This is a genomic window from Acidovorax sp. SUPP3434 (genome assembly GCF_030159015.1).
Lineage (GTDB): Bacteria > Pseudomonadota > Gammaproteobacteria > Burkholderiales > Burkholderiaceae_C > Paracidovorax.
Genome location: NZ_BQXL01000015.1, coordinates 70,299 through 87,095 on the forward strand (window position 1 = coordinate 70,299; position 16,797 = coordinate 87,095).

Here is a 16,797-nt window from a genome sequence, read left to right on the forward strand (position 1 = left end):
GGCTCCATCACAGGTTTCGGTGCATTAAAGCACTAATATATTAGTACGTCAAAATCGTGCAGTGCGACAATCCGCCGCCTATGAACGTGAGAGACAAAGTCCGCCTCGACCGGTCGCGCCACGCGGCACCGCAGATCTTCGAAAAGCTGCGCGCGGCCATCGTGTCGCTGGACCTCACCCCCGGGACCGTGCTGGCCCGCGCCGAACTGGCCGAGCGCTTCGGCATCAGCCAGACGCCCGTGCGCGATGCGCTGATGCGGCTGGGCGAAGAGGGGCTGGTGGACATCTTTCCGCAGCACGCCACGGTGGTGAGCCGCATCGACGTGGCCGCCGCACGGCAGGCGCACTACCTGCGCCGGTCCATCGAACTGGAGGTCGTGCGCACGCTGGCGCTGCAGGGCGGCGAGGCCGTCGCCCGGCGCCTGCAGGCCCAGATCGGCGTGATGCAGGCCGCGGCCGACCCCCTGGAACCCGAGGCGTTCTCGCAGGCCGACCTGGCGTTCCACCGCCTGATGTACGAGGCCGCCGAGGTGCCGCGCCTGTGGGAGCTGGTGCGCAGCCACTCGGGCCACGTGGACCGTCTGCGCCACCTGCACCTGCCCAGCGCGGGCAAGGCCGCGTCGGTGCTGGCCGACCACCGCCGCATCGCCGAGGCCATCGCGCAGGGGGACGCGCCTGGCGCCCAGGAGGCGCTGCGCACGCACCTGTCGGGCACGCTCAGCCAGGTGGACGAGATCTGCGCCCGCCATCCGGAGTACGTGAACGCCGACTAAAGGGCGGAGCGGACCCGGGCGACTCGGGGCGAAAGGCGCCCGCGCCGACCCATCGTCAACCCCATCGGCCTCCAGCGCAATATCTACTATGGCATATCGCTATTGAATTGATAGCAATCGAATCAGGCAACGAACCGGATGGTCTGCGCCACCAGACCGAAGGTGCCGGCGGCCACCTGCGCCTGGATCTCCACGGAGCGGTTCTCGGCCAGGTCGGACGCGGTGCCGCCCTCGAAGCGGGCGCTGGCGTAGTGGACCGGCACGCCGCGCACCACGATCACCGAGGCCGCCGGGATCACGCGCTGGATCGACCCCTTCACGTCGAAGCTGCGGCTGGCCAGGCTGCCGGCCTCTTCCAGCGCGATCTCGCTCGCGTTGAACTGGCCGCTCACGAACACGCCCTTCACGTCCACGCGCCGGCCCAGCGCCAGGCCCGCAGGCGGGTTGGCCACGCCGCTGGCGTTCACCGGCACGCCGTTCACGCTGAAGGCCGTGTTGCTGGTGAACGCGGTGATGTAGCCCTTGAGTTCGACCGCCACGTTGTTGCCGCTGGGCAGCGTCACGCTGCTGGCGGTGGTGCGCAGGGCCGAGGCCATCCAGCGGCCGGACGCGTCGGGCGCCGTCTGCAGCTCCACGCGGGCGTACTGCCCGTTGGCGATGCCGGGGGCCTGCGACGCGACGGCGCCGTAGGCGATCACCGCGCCGCCGATGCGGAAGGTCTGCGCCGTGCCATCCAGCGCGGAGACCACGCCGCGCAGCTTGTAGCGGGTCGGCACGGGCTCGTCACGCACCACCAGCGTGGCGCTGTAAAGCCCGTCGGGGTTGCGCAGGCCGAACACCTGCACCACCTGGCCCACCGCCAGGCTGGCCGCGCCATTGGGCAGGTTGTCGCTGTAGAGCGTGGCATCGGCCCACTGCACGGTCTGGCCCAGCACGGCGAAGGTGCGGGCGGCGGTGTCGATGGCGGTGATGGGCCCCTCGATCTCGCTGCGCAGGCTGATGGTCGAGGCCACGGAGCGGCGCAGCCCGCTGGCGTCCACCGCGATGCCCGAGCCGTTCACCTCCACCACCATGCCCAGCCGCAGGGCGGCGGTGGTGACGGCCTGGCCGGCATCGTCCAGGATGCGCGCGGCGGTGTCGTCGTAGCGAAGGTTGTTGACGATGATGGAGCCGAAGCCGCTGATGGGGCCGCTGGAGAACGACGCATCGGCCGTGCTGCCGACGCCGGAGACATCGCCACCGCCGCCGCCGCCCCCTCCACCGCAACCGAACAGCGCCAGGGTGGCGGAAGCCGCGCCACCGGCCAGCAGGCGGCGGCGCGCGGGGGATGACGGGTGGACGTCGGGAAGCAACAAGGTGGACTGCATGGAAACCTCCGAAGGCGATGGGATGTTGAAACGGCGAGGCCGGGCGGCGCTGGCGGGTGAGCGGCCAGAACCGATGCCGCGCGCCACGCCAGCGCCTGGAGGCATCTTGGAATCACCGGTCGCGCCGATGATTTCAATATGTGTACAAACTTGTTCAGTTTTAGAAGTGGTTCGGCCACCACGCCGCCCGGGCGTTGGCGGGGCGCCTGTCTCGATACCGCGCCCGGCGTGCGCTGCGGCGCGCAACCAAACGCCGAGCCGGCCGTGCGGCCAACGCCATTTCATTTCGAAACACTTGTGTACGCTTTAGCGTTTCGCGCCACGCCGGGCCCTGCGTGCCGTGGTGAAAAAACCAACGCCTCAGCCATGCCGAGGCCAGCGCAGGGGCCTGCGATCGTTCCAAGCCGTTTGCACGGCCGGGCTGCTCATTCCTGCACCTGCGGCGGATAATCCAGGCACTTCCTCGCCCTCCACCGGAGCACTCCCATGGCCTCTGTTTCCTCGATCGCCGCCTCCGGCCTGCGCGCCGCCCAGGTGCGCATGGATGTCTCCGCCAACAACGTCGCCAACATGAACACCCCCGGCTTCAAGCGCCAGACGGTGGACCAGGAGGCCGTGGCCTCGCAAGGCGGCGTGGCCACCACCAATGTGGGCCGTGCGGCGCAGGAAGGCGCCTCGCTCGAGGCCGATGCGGTCGACCAGATCTCGGCCACCTATGCGTTCAAGGCCAATCTGCAGGTGTTGCGCACCGAAGACCGCATGATGGGCTCGCTGCTCGACACGCGGGCCTGAACCGCCGGATACGCCTCTTACCCGTCCGCTGGGCCAGCCCGGGCCGACGGCAGCCTGGCGGCCCTCTTTCCTTTTCCTTCTTCTCTCAGACCATCACAGCGCGCCGGCCAGGCCGGCCAGCCGCTCGATCAGCCAATGCTGAAACGGTCCGGTCGACTGCCGGGGGCGTGGATTCGGTGCGGTATTCATGGCCGCTTCCTCAAGCCGCCAGGGGCGCATCGCCGGCCGCTGCCGCGCGGCGGCGGGCCGCCCGCTCCCAGGCCTTTTCGTGGAAGAAGAACGCCACCGCCTGCACCGTGGGCTCCAGCAGGCTCAGCGTGATCGAGGCGATCAGGTTGCCGGTGACCGCGTAGGCCACCAGGGCCGCCACGCAGATGTGGATGAGGTAGTAGCTGCCCGTCTTCATGAGGGTGGGCAGGTTGCGGAGCGTGGCTTGGCGGATGCGGGACATGGCGGACTCCTTGGGGGGCGATCTCGGATGGGGAACGAACGACTGCACGAATGCTAGTGATTCGCATTGGCGAGCGCCAATTGATCGTGTCCAACGCCGCGATAGCCAAGCCCCGGGGCGCCGCTATGATGGCCGCACTTTCCAACCCCTCCGCACACCTCGAACGGGAGCACCGCATGGCCCTCATGGACTTCATCAAGAAACAGTTCATCGACATCATCCAGTGGACCGAGGACAGCGACGGCACGCTGGCCTGGCGCTTCCCGATGCGGGACATGGAAATCCAGAACGGCGGCACGCTCGTGGTGCGCGAGTCGCAGATGGCGGTCTTCGTGAACGAAGGCCAGGTGGCCGACGTGTTCGGCCCCGGCACCTACAAGCTGACCACGCAGACGCTGCCGGTGCTCACCTACCTGAAGAACTGGGACAAGCTCTTCGAGTCCCCGTTCAAGAGCGACGTGTACTTTTTCAGCACGCGCCAGCAGGTGGACCAGAAGTGGGGCACGCCGCAGCCCATCACCATCCGCGACAAGGATTTCGGCGCCGTGCGCCTGCGCGCCTTCGGCAACTACGCCTTCCGCGTGGCCGACCCCAAGCTGTTCCACACCGAAATCTCGGGCACGCGCGCCGAGTACACCGTCTCCGAGATCGACGGCCAGCTGCGCGGCCTGGTGCTGCAGAACATCAGCAACGCCATCGCGGGCAGCGGCCTGCCGTTCCTCGACCTGGCGGCCAACCAGGTGATGTTCGCCGAGGCCCTGGCCAAGGAGCTGCAGCCCGCGTTCGCCAAGATCGGCCTGCTGCTGGAAGGCATGACGGTGCAGAACGTCTCGCTGCCCGAAGAACTGCAGAAGATCCTGGACCAGAAGATCGGTATGGGCATGGTCGGCAACGACATGGGCAAGTTCATGCAGTACCAGACGGCGCAGGCGATCCCGAAATTCGCCGAAGGCTCGGGCAACGGCGGGGGCGGCATTGCCGGCGACGCCATGGGCCTGGGCGCCGGCGTGGCTTTGGGCCAGGTGCTGGCGCAGAACCTGCAGCAGGGCCTGCAGGGCCAGAACCCCGCCGCGGCCCAGCAGGCCGCCGCCGCGGTGGCGGCCGCGCCCGTGGCGGGCGTCAAGCCCGAGGACGTGATGGCCACGCTGGAGAAGCTGGGCGAGCTCAAGGCCAAGGGCATCCTCACGCAGAAGGAGTTCGACGCCAAGAAGGCCGAACTGCTCAAGAAGCTGGTCTAGTCTTCGCTATCGATTGAATAGCATCCTGCCCAATCGATACTAAGGCAGGAGGCCAAAAACACTCAAAAAACATGGCCGAGAGCGGCACCCAGCGTACCTACCGCGCGCCCTGCCCCGGCTGTGGCGCGCCGGTCGAATTCAAGAGCGCGCAGTCCACCCACGCCGTCTGCCCCTACTGCCAGAGCACGGTGGTGCGCAGCGGCGAGGTGCTCACGCGCGTGGGCAAGATGGCCGAGGTCTTCGACGACCACAGCCCCCTGCAGCTCATGGCCAGCGGCCGCATCGTGCTGGACGGGCAGGACCTGCCCTTCACGCTGATCGGGCGCCTGCAATACAAGGGCGACGCCGGCACCTGGACCGAGTGGAACGCTTTCCTGGAGGACGGCAGCACCGCCACGCTGGGCGAGGACAACGGCGCCTACGTGTTCACGCGGCCGGCCGTGGCGGGGCGTGAGCTGCCCGTGGCCGAGCAGTTCCGCGTCGGCATGACCACGGCGGTGGCCGGCAAGCCCTACAGCGTGGCCGCCAACGTGCAGGCGCAGCTCATCTCCGCCCAGGGCGAGCTGCCCAAGCTGCCGCCGCTGGGCCACCCGTTCAGCATGGTGGAGCTGCGCAGCGCGGACGGCGAGGTGCTGTCGATCGACTACGGCAGCACGCCCCCGAAGGTGGACCGCGGCCGGGCCGTGCAGCTCGACGATTTGAAGCTGCAGGGCCTGAAAGACGCTTCCGCCAAGGACGAGACAGGCCGCCAGTTCAACTGCCCGAACTGCGGCGCGCCGGTGCCCGTGAAGCTGGGCAGCACCAAGAGCCTGACGTGCCCGTCGTGCCACAGCCTCATCGACCTGTCCAGCGGCCTGGGGGCCGAACTGCGCCACGCCGTGCAGGACGAGCCGGTGAACCCGCTCATCCCGCTGGGCCAGACCGGGCAGCTGGAGGGCGTGCACTGGCAGGTGGTGGGCTTTCAGCACCGCATGGGCGTGGAGCCGGGCGACGACGAGCATTTCGGCTGGGACGAATACCTGCTTTACCACCAAAAGCGTGGCTTCGCCTTCCTGGTGGACGCGACCGACGGCTGGAGCCTGGTGCGGCCCACCACGGGCGCGCCGCAACTCACCGGCGGCGGCCAGAGCGCGACCTACCTGGGCACCACCTACCGCCTGTCGAGCCAGTACGACGCCGAGACCACCTACGTGGCCGGCGAGTTCTACTGGCCCGTGGAGCGCGGCCAAAAAAGCGCCAACCGCGACTTCGCCAGCAGCACCGGCCGCGGCCTGCTGTCGATGGAGCAGACCCCGCGCGAGATCACCTGGTCCAGCGGCAGCAAGATCGACAGCGCGGTGGTGGCGCAGGCCTTCAAGCTCGGCGGCCAGCAGGATATGTTCAAGCGCGAGGACGCCGCGCCCCTGGCCAGCGCCACCAGCCTGGGCTGCGGGACCATCATCGTCATTGCGATCGTGCTCATCATCCTGCTGCTGCTCATGAGCAACTGCTCAGGATCGTCGGGCGGCGGCTACCGCAGCTCGGGCGGCTCCTTCGGCGGGTATTCCAGCGGGGGCGGGCACAAATGACGGAACGGCGACGCCCCCGCGCTTCCTTGTTGCAACCCCTTTTCATCTGACGGAGGTCATCATCATGGCTCTTGAATGGCTGCGGCCCGCCGCGTTTTTCGGCTCCATCCTGTTCGCGCTCATCGGCGTGCTGGTGTTCTGGGTGAGCTTCATCATCATCGACAAGCTCACGCCCTATGACCTGTGGGCCGAGATCGTCGAAAAGCAGAACAAGGCCCTCGCCATGGTGGTGGCGGCCATGTGCCTGGGGATCAGCATCATCGTGGCGGCGGCGATGCACGGGGGGTGAGGCACGGGGCAGGGGGCGGATGGCCGCCCGAATGCCCTTTTTTTGGCCAGATTCCAAATACGAATCGTTATCAGTAACGTTACAATTTTGCTCTTTCCGATACAAACGGCTGCCCCTGCCGGGCGGCCGTTTTCTTTTCCAGAGAGAGCGAATGACACATCCGGACCATGCACCAACGGCCGCCGCCCTGGCCTTCTTCCATCCCCGGGCCACGGCCACCGCGGCGGCGCTGCTCGCCGGCATGGCGGGCCTGCCGGCCACCGCCCTGTCCCAGCCGCAGGCCGAAGCCGCATCCCAGGCGGCCCTGCCCACCGTGCACGTCACGTCGGAGTACGACGCCGACGACGTGCGCCCCGAAGGCGTGACCACGGCCACCAAGACCTACATGGCGCCCAAGGACATCCCGCAGACCATCGACACGCTGGAGGTCAACAAGTACAAGAGCTATGGCATCAACGACCTGGCCGTCATGCTGGACGGCGTGCCCGGCGTGAACACCAAGTACGACATGCGGGGCGAAGGCGTGATGATCCGCGGCTTCAACGCCGACTCGGGCGACATCTACCGCGACGGCGTGCGCGAAAGCGGCCAGGTGCGCCGCAGCACCGCCAACGTGGAGCGCATCGAGATCCTCAAGGGCCCGGCCTCGGTGCTGTACGGCCGCAGCAGCGGCGGCGGCATCATCAACATGGTGAGCAAGCAGGCCCGCTTCGATGCCAAGAGCAGCATCAACCTGCGCGGCGGCTCGTGGGACAACGTGGGCGGCACGCTGGACATCAACCGCGTGCTGAACGAGAACGTGGCCGTGCGGCTGACGGCCGACCGCGAGCAGGCGAACAGTTTTCGCAGCGGCATCCGCAACCGCAATGAAATGGTCTCGCCCAGCATCCTCGTGGACACGCGCACCGGCCTGCGCTGGACGGGGCAATACACGTACGACACGGTGTGGCGCGTGCCCGACCGCGGCCCGGCGTACGACCAGCTGCCTGCCGGCGTTTCGATCCGCACCGGTTTCGCCCACCCCGACGACATGGTGGAAGACCGGCTGCGCGTGCTGCGCTCGGACCTGAGCTACGACTTCAACCCGGCCTGGAGCGTGCGCTGGGTGGCGAGCAAGCGCGAGGCCAGCCAGGACTTCGACCACTACTTCGCCGGCACCTACTGCAACGCCCGGGGCCGCACCTCCACGGGCGCCAGCTGCGACTACGCCGGCCGCGTGCGGCCCAACTACGCCTGGCAGCAGACGCGCAACGAGACGCTTTCCAACACCGTGGACCTCACCGGCAAATTCACGCTGGCCGGCCTGCAGCACGACCTGCTCGTGGGCATGGAAGCCAGCGAGGAAGAGCGCCAGCCGCGCCTGTCCAGCGGCGCGGCCAGCTTCACCTACGACCCGCTGCGCCCCATTCCCTGGGCCCCCAAGCCCGCCCAGGGCGCGCCCACCCAGTACAACCTGCACGAGGCGCAGAGCCGCGCGCTCTACCTGCAGGACCTCGTGAGCCTGGGCACGCAGTGGAAGCTGCTGGCCGGGCTGCGCTACGATCGGTTCGACTTCCACAGCACCAACCTGCTCACGTCCGCCGGGCGCGGCTACGACGGCGACTCGGTCAGCCCCCGCGTGGGCGTGGTCTGGCAGCCGGTGCGCGAGCACAGCATCTATGCCTCGTGGAACAAGAGCTACTCGCCCTACGGCGGGCGCGGCATGATCACCGTGGACACCTCGGCCAGCGCCGTGTACGACGACGAGCCCCAGCATTCGCGCCAGTTCGAAATCGGCGCCAAGAGCGACTGGATGGACGGAAAGCTGTCCACGCAGGTGTCGGTCTACCAGTTGGAGCACTACAACATCCGGTACCGTCCCGATGCGGTCAACGACCCGTTCACCTGGGCCGTGCGCGGCAAGGAGCGCTCGCGCGGCATCGAGTTCAGCGCGGCCGGCCGCGTGGCGCCCTCGTGGTACGTGCGCGGCGGCGTGGGCCTCATGAGCGCCAAGGTCACCGAGGACCGCAGCGCGCCCGCGAACGTCGGCAAGTACCTGCAGGACACGGCCCAGCGCAATGGCAACGTCTTCCTGCGCTATGCGCCGCAGGGCCCATGGTACGGCGAGATCGGCGTGACGCACACCAGCGCCCGCTGGCTCAACGCGGCCAACACCTCGCGCCTGCCGGCCTACACCCGCTGGGATGCCATGGTGGGCTGGCGCGCCGCGCCCTGGACCGTGACCGTCGCGGTCACCAACCTGCTGGACAAGGAATACTGGCGCTCCGTCGACATGCCCGGTGCGCCGCGCGGCGTGCTGGTGAGCGCCACCTACCAGTTCTGACCCGGGAGCCCGGGCGATGCCGGGCGGGCGAAGAAGGCGCCCTCGCCCGGTGGGCCTGCGGCGGCCGCCGCCGGGGCCCATCCCGCAAAATAGCGGCTTGACCGCCGCTGCCCACCCCACCCCTTCCGCCGCGCCCGCGCCCCGCCCCATCGACATCGCGCTGCTCGCCAGCGTCTTCGTCGTCGCCGCCTGCGGCCTGCTCTACGAACTCGCGGCCGGCGCGCTCGCCTCGTACGTGCTGGGCGATTCGGTGCTGCAGTTCTCCACCATCATCGGCACCTACCTCTTCGCCATGGGCGTGGGATCGTGGCTGTCGCGCTACTTCGAACGGCAATTGCCCGCGCACTTCCTGCGCATCGAACTGCTGGTGGCCCTGGTGGGCGGCGCGCTTCCGGCCACGCTGTTCCTGGCCAACGCCTACGCGCCGGGCGCGTTCCGCGTGCTGCTGTACGGCATGGTGCTGCTGGTGGGCACGCTGGTGGGGCTGGAGATTCCGCTGGTGATGCGCATCCTGAAGCGCAACGCGGTGCTGAAAGACCTGGTCTCGCAGGTGCTCACGTTCGACTACCTCGGGGCGCTGGCGGTGTCGCTCGCGTTCCCGCTGCTGCTGGTGCCGCACCTGGGGCTGATCCGCACGGGGCTGCTGTTCGGCCTGATGAACGCGGCGGTGGCGCTGTGGGCGGTCTGGCTGTTCCGCCACGAGCTGCGGCGCCTGCGCGCGCACGTGCTGGCCTGCGTGGCCGTGTTCGGCGTGCTGCTGGCGGGGCTGGTGGGCGCGGAGCACATCACGCGCTTTGCCGAGGACAAGTTCTACCAGGACCGCATCGTGGTGAGCCGTGCCACGCCCTACCAGCGCATCGTGGTCACCGAGGGCAAGGCGGGGCACCGGCTGTACCTCAACGGCAACCTGCAGTTCGCCGAGCGCGACGAGTACCGCTACCACGAGGCCCTGGTGCACCCGGCGATGGCGGCGTTCGCCTCGGGCGGCGCCGGGCCGCGGCGCGTGGCGGTGCTGGGCGGCGGCGACGGCATGGCGGTGCGCGAGATCCTCAAGTACCCCTCGGTCGAGTCGGTCACGCTGGTCGAGCTGGACCCGGCGATGACGCGCCTGTTCACCGACGACCCCACGCTCGCGCGGCTGAACGGTGGGGCGCTGTCCAACCCCAAGGTGCATGTCGTGAACACCGACGCGTTCCAGTGGCTGCAGCAGGGGAGCGTGGGGGCGCAAGACTCCAGCGCCGCCGGGCCGCCCCAAGGCGCGGGGGCCCCCTCGGGGGGCAGCGAACCACGCGCAGCGGGGAGCGTGGGGGCGCAAGAATTTTTCGACGTGATCGTGGTGGATTTTCCCGACCCGACCAACTTCGCCATCGGCAAGCTCTACACCAACAGCTTCTATGCCCTGCTGGACAAGCGCCTGTCCGCGAGCGGCTATGCCGTGGTGCAGACCACCTCGCCGCTGGTGGCGCGCCAGAGCTTCTGGACGGTGGTGCAGACCATCGAATCGCTGGGCCTGCGCACCGCCCCCTACCACGCCCACGTGCCCAGCTTCGGCGAATGGGGCTTCGTGATCGCCAGCCGCCGGCCCTGGCACCTGCCGCAGGCGCTGCCCGAGGGGCTGCGATTCCTGTCGGTTCCCACGCTGGCGCTGCTGTTCGACTTTCCGCGCGACATGGCGCGCGTGCCGGCCGAGGTCAACCGCCTGTCCAACCAGGTGCTGGTGCACACCTACGAGCAGGAGTGGGGTAAGGTGGCGGCCCACTGACCGCGCTGGCCGCCCGGCCGCACCGCCCACATGCAACGCCGCCAATTCCTCGCCGCCTCGGCCACCTCGGCCGCTGCCGCCGCCCTTGCCGGGTGCGGCGCCCCGCCCGAACTGGAGGGTGGCTTTGCCGGCATTGACATGGCGCGCGGCCACGCGCTGCGCGACCGGCTCCAGAAGGGCGGGCCGATCGAGCCCGACATCGTCCGGCGCACCCAGGTGGTGATCGCGGGCGGGGGCGTGGCGGGCCTGGCCGCCGCGCGCTCGCTGCGGCTGGCCGGCACCGACGACTTCGTGGTGCTGGAGCTGGAGGACACCGCCGGCGGCAACAGCCGCGCCGGCAGCGTGGCCGGCCTGGCCTGCCCGCTGGGCGCGCACTACCTGCCCGTGCCGGGCGACAGCGCGCGCGAGGTGCAGGACCTGCTGGAAGAACTGGGCCTGCGCCAGCGCGTGGCCGGGCGCTGGCGCTACGACGAGCGCCACCTGTGCCACAGCCCGCAGGAGCGCCTGTTCTTCCAGGGCCAGTGGCAGGACGGGCTGCTGCCCGTGCAGGGCGTGGGCGCCGAAACGCTGGCGCAGTACCGGCGCTTTTCCACCCGCGTGGCCGAACTGGGCCGCGCGGCGCCCTTCACCATGCCGGTGGTCAAAGGATGGAAACCCAATCAGCCCCTGGCGCAGATTCATCTAGGGCTTGACGCTATTACTTTCATAGCATGGCTGGAGCAGGAGGGCTTCGACGACACGCACCTGCGCTGGTACCTGGACTACTGCTGCCGCGACGACTACGGCGCCGGCGCGGCGCGCGTGTCGGCCTGGGCGGGCATCCACTACTTCGCCAGCCGCCACGGCTTCCATGCCCCCAGCGATGCGGCCACCGAAGACCGCGAGGGCGTGCTCACCTGGCCCGAGGGCAACGGCTGGCTCACCCAGCGCCTGGCCGCGCCGCTGCAAGCCGGCGGGCAGCTGCGCACCGGCAGTTCGGTGCTGCGCATCGAGGAAACCCGCCAGGGCGTGGAGGTGGACGTGTTCCACCACGCCAGCGAGAGCGTGGAGCGCTGGCAGGCGCGCCGCTGCATCGTGGCGCTGCCGGTCTTCGTCGCGGCGCGCGTGGTGCGCAACCCGCCCGGCTTCCTGCAGCAGGCGGCGCAGCGCCTGTCGTGGGCGCCCTGGCTGGTGGCCAACATCCACATCGACGCCCCGCTGGCCGACCGCGAAGGCGCGGCCCCCGCCTGGGACAACGTGCTCTACGCCGACCCCACGCCCGGCGGACTGGGCTACGTGAACGCCGGCCACCAGCGGCTGGACCCGCGCCCGGCCGCCACCGTGCTCACCTACTACCAGGCGCTGGGCGACGTGGCCGATGGCCGCCGGCAGTTGGCGGAGCAACCCTGGGCGCACTGGCGCGACGCCATCCTCGCCGGGCTGGCCGCGCCGCACCCCGACCTGGCCCGGCACGCCCGGCGCATGGAGATCACGCGCTACGGCCATGCCATGTCGATCCCTTTGCCGGGCACCCAGGCGTTTCTCAGCAAAATCGCGCCCCAGCGCCCGTCTGGCAAGCGCTATGCGCTATCGAATGGAGAGCGCGTACCCGTGCCACCCACGCCCGGCACCGCGCGGCTGGCATTCGCGCATGCGGACTGGTCGGGCTATTCGGTGTTCGAAGAGGCTTTCACGCGCGGGCACGCGGCGGCACTGGCCTGAGCGCTTTTCTCTGGCCTCCTCTGTCCATCAATGGTCATCGGTAAAGCCGTGATAGCTCCTGCGCGGCGTCAGCCCATGCTCTCTTCGAATGGAGTTTTCTGAAGGGACTTCGTCGGCATAGGGTCCGACGCCGATCGTGCGCAACTCCACGGGCAGCAGCGCTTTCTCCAAAGGACGGTCCGAGCCCTGATGACCAGAGGTCGAAGTGTCTTCCGAGCGGTGTGGCTGAATGCCGTGCAGGCTGTCACGCGCATGGATCATTTCGTGGCCGAGCGTTGCCACGTAATGGTCTGCGCTCAACTCGTACTCATCCGAGTCCTCGGATGAAAACTTCATGCCGATGTCTGGGTCGGTGTGGATCCAGACTTCGTCTGCGCCGGGAGTCTCCCTGCCGGGCATCGGGGCGGCCGCCACTTCGGGCATGAACGAATCACCCGACGGACGGCGGCTCATGTAGCTGTCGATGTCGTCCCAATTGTCCATGGGCCGCAACTGCGTGTTGCCAGCGCTCTGCTGGCAGGAAAGCGCGTGCGGCCAACCCCCTTGCGAAGGCGTCAGCACCACGCGCTTTCGGGGCGCCATGGTGGTGATGGATTCGATCTGCCGCAGCAGAGTGCGGCCGGAAGATTGGGACGCCAGTTGCGCCAGGGTTCCCTCGTTGCGGTGCAAGAAATCCTGGTTCTTGGCTTCAAGGGCTTCCACCTGCTGGAGGGTGCGAGCGCCCGCTTCCTGCGGCCGGGGCGTATGGATGTAGACACCGGGAAAATCCGTGCGGTGGATGGGCATGGGACACCTCCTGACGGCGTTTGCCGAAAAGGGAAAGACGCTACCGGCATCCCGGTCACGCGGCGGCCCGCGACGCGAAGGAAGTGACCAGGTTCCGAACGGCATCCTGGGAAGGGGTTGGGCACTGGCGAGCTCTCGCAAACCATGCAGCCGGCAGGGATACCCCAGGCAGCCACCCAGCCCGCATTCGAAATAGATATATCTTCTGTTTTTTAGATATATCTAATTCCCTATGAAACATGAATTCCTGGATGTGCGCCAGCCCCCTCTCGAGCGGCGCGGTGGCGGCCGCGTGTTCGGCCACGGCGGCCTGCGCCTCGTGCTGCTGCAGCTCATCGCCGACAAGCCGCGCCACGGCTACGAGCTCATCAAGGCCATCGAAGACCGGCTGAACGGCGCTTACAGCCCCAGCCCCGGCGTGATCTACCCCACGCTCACCCTGCTGGAAGAGATGGGCCATGTCACCGTCACCGCCGATGGCGGCCGCAAGCTGCACACGCTGACCGATGCGGGGCGCGACCACCTGGCCGAGCACCGCACCGAGGTGGATGCACTGCTGGCCCGCATGGCCAGCGGCCTGCCGATGCGCGGCGGCGGTCACGGCGAGCGCCCGGCGCCCATCGAGCGCGCCGTGCACAACCTGCGCCATGCACTGCACCTTCGCCTGGCGCGCGAGCCGCTGGCCGAGGCGCAGATCCATGCCATCGCCGACGCGCTGGACGCCGCGGCGCGGCAGATCGAGCGCCTTTAGAACCTGTTCCCCGCCGGGCTGCAGGACGCCCCAGAGCGACCGCCCCGGCGCCCCCCGTTGCCCGGAGTGCGCCCCCACGACGCCCTGGCCTCCCTCCGCAACGCCGGTATCGCCCCGGCAGAAAGCCTGAAATGACCACACCGTCCGCTTCGACCACCACCCCAGCCACCTCTGCCGCCGCCGCAGCGCAGCCTTCCCCCGAACTGCTGGCGGCCCGCGCGCCCCAGCGCATGCGCCATGAACTGCGCCGGCGCATCCTCACTGTGCAAAGTGCCGAGCGCGTCACGCCGCACTGCGTGCGCATCGTCCTCACCGGCCCCGACCTGGAGGGCTTCGACAGCGCGGGCTTCGACGACCACGTAAAGCTCATCCTGCCCGACCCCGCCACGGGCCGGATCGACTTCCCCGTGCCGGCAGAAACCGGGGGCCTCGCGCCCGACTCGCCCCGGCCCACCATGCGCGACTACACGCCGCGCCACCACGACATCGCCGCGCGCACCCTCACCATCGACTTCGCGCTGCACGACGCGGGCCCGGCCACGCAATGGGCGCTGCAGGCAGCGCCCGGGCAGACCGTCGGCGTGGGGGGCCCGCGCGGCTCCATGGTCATTCCCACCGCCTTCGACGGCTACGTGCTGATCGGCGACGACACGGCCCTGCCCGCCATCGCCCGGCGCCTCGCCGAGCTGCCCGCCGGCGCGCCCGTGCTGGTGCTGGCCGAGGTGGACGGCCCGGCCGACGAGCAGCCCCTGCCCACCGCCGCCGATGCCCGCATCGTCTGGGTGCACCGCCAGGGCGCCGAGGCCGGCACCGCCGAGCCCCTGCTGCAGGCGCTGCGCGCGCAGACCCTGCCCGCGGGCGACTTCCACGCCTGGGTGGCCTGCGAATCGGCCGTGGCCAAGGCCCTGCGCGCGCACCTGGTGGGCGAGCGCGGCGCCTACCCCAAGTGGGTCAAGGCCTCGGGCTACTGGCGCCGGGGCAGCGCGGCCACGCACGACACGCACGAGGACTGACCGGCAGGGACCGGCAGGCGCCGCGCGGGCCCCTCATGCGGGCCGCGCGGCCAGCCCCTGCGCCACATGGTCGATCCAGGCCCGCACCCGCGCCGGCAGAAAGCGGTTGGGCGGGTACAGCAGCCAGGCCATGCCGGAGTACGCCGTGGTGTGGCGCCAGCCGGGCAGCACGCGCACCAGCGTGCCGGCCGCCAGGGCCGCCTGCGCCGTGAAGCCCGGCAGCGAGGCGATGCCCAGGCCGCCCAGGGCGGCCTCGCACCGCACCTCGCTGTGGTTGGCCACATAGCGGCCGCGCACCTTCACCACGGCGGATTCCGCTGCGCCACCCCCGCCACCTGGCCGCTCGAAGCGCCAGTGCCGGTCGCGCTCGTCCTCGCCCAGGGGCAGGCAGTCGTGCTGCGCCAGATCGCGCGGGTGCTCCGGCAGGCCGCGCTGCGCCAGGTAGGCCGGGCTGGCGCACACCACGTGTTCCACCGGCTCCAGCGGCCGGCCCGCCAGCCCCGGGGGCGGCGCGTCGGTGATGCGCACCGCCACGTCGATGTGCTCGGTGAACAGGTCCACGGTGCGGTCGGTGATGACCAGCTGCGGATGCGCCGCCAGGAAGGACGGCACCAGCGGGTGCACCCGCTGGCGTCCGTAGGCCTTGGGCGCGCTCATGCACACCAGGCCGCTGGGCACGTCGGCATGGTGGCCGGCCAGCGCCAGCACCTCGCGCGCGCACGACTCCAGCCCCTGGCAGCGCGCGAACGCCGCGTGGCCCGCCTCGGTCAGGCGCAGGCGCCGGGTGGTGCGCTCCAGCAGCCGCACGCGCAGCACGCCTTCCAGGCGCGCCACCTGGCGGCTCACGGCCGACGGGGTCAGGCCCAGCTCGCGCGCCGCCGCCGAAAAGCTGCCCGCCGCCGCCACGCGGGCGAACACCGCCATGTCGGGCAGGCAGTCCAGGGCGTCATTTGTGCGCATGGGGAACCAATGTTGTTCTCTGAAAGGCCATTATCGATGGCCTGACATGAATCTACGATCGCCGCATGACCACGCTGCCCCTTGCCCGCCCCGCCACGCTGCTGCGCAGCGCCGACCTCGTCCTGCTGCTGGTGGCCGTCGTCTGGGGCACCAGCTACGGCGTGGCCAAGGGGGCGCTGGCGTTCTATCCGGTGCTGGGTTTTCTGGCGGTGCGCTTCGTGCTCACGGCGGCGCTGCTGGCGCCGGCGTGCCTGCGGGCTACGCGGGCGCAATGGCAGGGCGCCCTGCGCGCCGGCCTGCCACTGGGCGCGCTGCTGATGGCGATCTTCGTGTGCGAGACTTATGGCGTGGCGCACACGCAGGCCAGCCAGGCGGCGTTCCTCATCAGCCTGTGCGTAGTGTTCACCCCGTTCGCCGAATGGTGGATGCTGGGCCGGCGGCCGTCCGGCGCCATGTTCGGCTTCGCGGCCGTTTCGCTGCTGGGCGCGGCGCTGCTGGCGGGCGGCGGCCTGCAGATTCGATGGGGCCTGGGCGACGGGCTGATGCTGGCCGCCGCCGCGCTGCGCGCCGTGACCGTGTGCGCCACCAGCCGCCTCACCCGGCGGCATGCCCAGGCGCCCATGCTGCTGCTCACCGCCGTGCAGTCCGCCGTGGTGGGGCTGGGGTGCCTGCTGGTGGCCCTGTCGCTGCCGGGCGGGCTGCCCGCCCTGCCGGCCGCGGGCGCCTTCTGGGCCGCGAGCCTGTACCTGGTGCTGGGCTGCACGGTGTTCGCCTTCATCGCGCAGAACTGGGCCCTGAAACACACCGCCCCCAGCCGCGTGGGCCTGCTGATGGGCACCGAGCCGGCCTGGGGCGCGCTGTTCGCCGTGCTGTGGCTGGGGGAGAGTCTGGGCCCGGTGCAATGGCTGGGCGGCGCGCTGATCGTGGGGGCGGCGTTGGGCGCGCAGCGCCGGTAGTCCACGCCGCCCGGCACATCGGCGCAACGCCCAACGGGCCCCTGTGCCCCACTGCGACCGAGTCGTG

General features: G+C 69.9%; 15 protein-coding genes. 11 read left to right on the forward strand and 4 right to left on the reverse strand.

What is annotated here, in order from left to right; all coding sequences use genetic code 11:
* Window positions 1-80: 80 nt before the first annotated feature.
* Window positions 81-773, forward strand: a complete 693-nt coding sequence (locus AVKW3434_RS19455) for a GntR family transcriptional regulator (RefSeq protein WP_284407131.1) — start codon at window positions 81-83, stop codon at window positions 771-773.
* 122 nt (window positions 774-895) lie between these two features.
* Here AVKW3434_RS19455 and AVKW3434_RS19460 read toward each other — a convergent pair whose 3' ends face one another.
* Window positions 896-2,140, reverse strand: coding sequence for a DUF5666 domain-containing protein (locus AVKW3434_RS19460; RefSeq protein ID WP_284407132.1), 1,245 nt, complete (start codon window positions 2,138-2,140; stop codon window positions 896-898).
* A 486-nt stretch (window positions 2,141-2,626) separates the two neighbouring features.
* Here AVKW3434_RS19460 and AVKW3434_RS19465 point away from each other — a divergent pair, with 486 nt between their 5' ends.
* Entirely contained in the window at window positions 2,627-2,932 is a 306-nt protein-coding gene (locus AVKW3434_RS19465) for a flagellar basal body rod protein FlgC (protein WP_272566450.1), read from the forward strand.
* Window positions 2,933-3,131: 199 nt separating this feature from the next.
* On the opposite strand, the gene AVKW3434_RS19470 is transcribed toward AVKW3434_RS19465, so the two are convergent.
* Window positions 3,132-3,383, reverse strand: coding sequence for a DUF2061 domain-containing protein (locus AVKW3434_RS19470; protein WP_272566451.1), 252 nt, complete (start codon window positions 3,381-3,383; stop codon window positions 3,132-3,134).
* Between the two features lie 176 nt (window positions 3,384-3,559).
* Here AVKW3434_RS19470 and AVKW3434_RS19475 point away from each other — a divergent pair, with 176 nt between their 5' ends.
* The 6 genes from AVKW3434_RS19475 (at window position 3,560) to AVKW3434_RS19500 (ending at window position 12,264) form a co-directional block, all read left to right on the forward strand.
* Complete coding sequence (locus tag AVKW3434_RS19475) at window positions 3,560-4,621, forward strand: SPFH domain-containing protein (RefSeq protein ID WP_284407133.1); 1,062 nt, start codon at window positions 3,560-3,562, stop codon at window positions 4,619-4,621.
* 71 nt (window positions 4,622-4,692) lie between these two features.
* Window positions 4,693-6,189, forward strand: a complete 1,497-nt coding sequence (locus AVKW3434_RS19480) for a DUF4178 domain-containing protein (protein WP_284407134.1) — start codon at window positions 4,693-4,695, stop codon at window positions 6,187-6,189.
* Window positions 6,190-6,253: 64 nt separating this feature from the next.
* Entirely contained in the window at window positions 6,254-6,478 is a 225-nt protein-coding gene (locus AVKW3434_RS19485; protein WP_272566455.1) for a DUF350 domain-containing protein, read from the forward strand.
* Window positions 6,479-6,629: 151 nt separating this feature from the next.
* A complete protein-coding gene (locus tag AVKW3434_RS19490) occupies window positions 6,630-8,801 on the forward strand; it encodes a TonB-dependent receptor (RefSeq protein ID WP_284407135.1) in 2,172 nt (723 codons plus the stop codon).
* A gap of 97 nt (window positions 8,802-8,898) precedes the next feature.
* On the forward strand, window positions 8,899-10,563 hold the full coding sequence (locus tag AVKW3434_RS19495; RefSeq protein ID WP_284407136.1) for a polyamine aminopropyltransferase: 1,665 nt from the start codon (window positions 8,899-8,901) through the stop codon (window positions 10,561-10,563).
* A 30-nt stretch (window positions 10,564-10,593) separates the two neighbouring features.
* Window positions 10,594-12,264 (forward strand): FAD-dependent oxidoreductase, encoded by a 1,671-nt coding sequence (locus AVKW3434_RS19500; RefSeq protein ID WP_284407137.1) that lies wholly within the window; start codon window positions 10,594-10,596, stop codon window positions 12,262-12,264.
* A 27-nt stretch (window positions 12,265-12,291) separates the two neighbouring features.
* Here AVKW3434_RS19500 and AVKW3434_RS19505 read toward each other — a convergent pair whose 3' ends face one another.
* Complete coding sequence (locus tag AVKW3434_RS19505; RefSeq protein WP_284397440.1) at window positions 12,292-13,050, reverse strand: M91 family zinc metallopeptidase; 759 nt, start codon at window positions 13,048-13,050, stop codon at window positions 12,292-12,294.
* A gap of 232 nt (window positions 13,051-13,282) precedes the next feature.
* Between AVKW3434_RS19505 and AVKW3434_RS19510 the strand changes: the two genes are divergently transcribed.
* Both AVKW3434_RS19510 and AVKW3434_RS19515 read left to right on the forward strand, forming a co-directional pair.
* Entirely contained in the window at window positions 13,283-13,801 is a 519-nt protein-coding gene (locus AVKW3434_RS19510; protein ID WP_284407138.1) for a PadR family transcriptional regulator, read from the forward strand.
* A gap of 131 nt (window positions 13,802-13,932) precedes the next feature.
* Window positions 13,933-14,814 (forward strand): siderophore-interacting protein, encoded by an 882-nt coding sequence (locus AVKW3434_RS19515; protein ID WP_502869127.1) that lies wholly within the window; start codon window positions 13,933-13,935, stop codon window positions 14,812-14,814.
* Between the two features lie 33 nt (window positions 14,815-14,847).
* Here AVKW3434_RS19515 and AVKW3434_RS19520 read toward each other — a convergent pair whose 3' ends face one another.
* A complete protein-coding gene (locus AVKW3434_RS19520) occupies window positions 14,848-15,774 on the reverse strand; it encodes a LysR family transcriptional regulator (protein WP_284407139.1) in 927 nt (308 codons plus the stop codon).
* Window positions 15,775-15,839: 65 nt separating this feature from the next.
* On the opposite strand from AVKW3434_RS19520, the gene AVKW3434_RS19525 reads away from it, so the two are divergent.
* Complete coding sequence (locus tag AVKW3434_RS19525) at window positions 15,840-16,730, forward strand: DMT family transporter (protein WP_284407140.1); 891 nt, start codon at window positions 15,840-15,842, stop codon at window positions 16,728-16,730.
* Window positions 16,731-16,797 lie beyond the last annotated feature (67 nt).

Excerpts from the sequence above, each read along its gene's own strand:
- AVKW3434_RS19455 (WP_284407131.1), top strand. The coding sequence starts at position 81 with ATGAACGTGAGAGACAAAGTCCGCCTCGACCGGTCGCGCCACGCGGCA.
- AVKW3434_RS19460 (WP_284407132.1), bottom strand. The coding sequence starts at position 2,140 with ATGCAGTCCACCTTGTTGCTTCCCGACGTCCACCCGTCATCCCCCGCG.
- AVKW3434_RS19465 (WP_272566450.1), top strand. The coding sequence starts at position 2,627 with ATGGCCTCTGTTTCCTCGATCGCCGCCTCCGGCCTGCGCGCCGCCCAG.
- AVKW3434_RS19470 (WP_272566451.1), bottom strand. The coding sequence starts at position 3,383 with ATGTCCCGCATCCGCCAAGCCACGCTCCGCAACCTGCCCACCCTCATG.
- AVKW3434_RS19475 (WP_284407133.1), top strand. The coding sequence starts at position 3,560 with ATGGCCCTCATGGACTTCATCAAGAAACAGTTCATCGACATCATCCAG.
- AVKW3434_RS19480 (WP_284407134.1), top strand. The coding sequence starts at position 4,693 with ATGGCCGAGAGCGGCACCCAGCGTACCTACCGCGCGCCCTGCCCCGGC.
- AVKW3434_RS19485 (WP_272566455.1), top strand. The coding sequence starts at position 6,254 with ATGGCTCTTGAATGGCTGCGGCCCGCCGCGTTTTTCGGCTCCATCCTG.
- AVKW3434_RS19490 (WP_284407135.1), top strand. The coding sequence starts at position 6,630 with ATGACACATCCGGACCATGCACCAACGGCCGCCGCCCTGGCCTTCTTC.
- AVKW3434_RS19500 (WP_284407137.1), top strand. The coding sequence starts at position 10,594 with ATGCAACGCCGCCAATTCCTCGCCGCCTCGGCCACCTCGGCCGCTGCC.
- AVKW3434_RS19505 (WP_284397440.1), bottom strand. The coding sequence starts at position 13,050 with ATGCCCATCCACCGCACGGATTTTCCCGGTGTCTACATCCATACGCCC.
- AVKW3434_RS19510 (WP_284407138.1), top strand. The coding sequence starts at position 13,283 with ATGAAACATGAATTCCTGGATGTGCGCCAGCCCCCTCTCGAGCGGCGC.
- AVKW3434_RS19515 (WP_502869127.1), top strand. The coding sequence starts at position 13,933 with ATGACCACACCGTCCGCTTCGACCACCACCCCAGCCACCTCTGCCGCC.
- AVKW3434_RS19520 (WP_284407139.1), bottom strand. The coding sequence starts at position 15,774 with ATGCGCACAAATGACGCCCTGGACTGCCTGCCCGACATGGCGGTGTTC.
- AVKW3434_RS19525 (WP_284407140.1), top strand. The coding sequence starts at position 15,840 with ATGACCACGCTGCCCCTTGCCCGCCCCGCCACGCTGCTGCGCAGCGCC.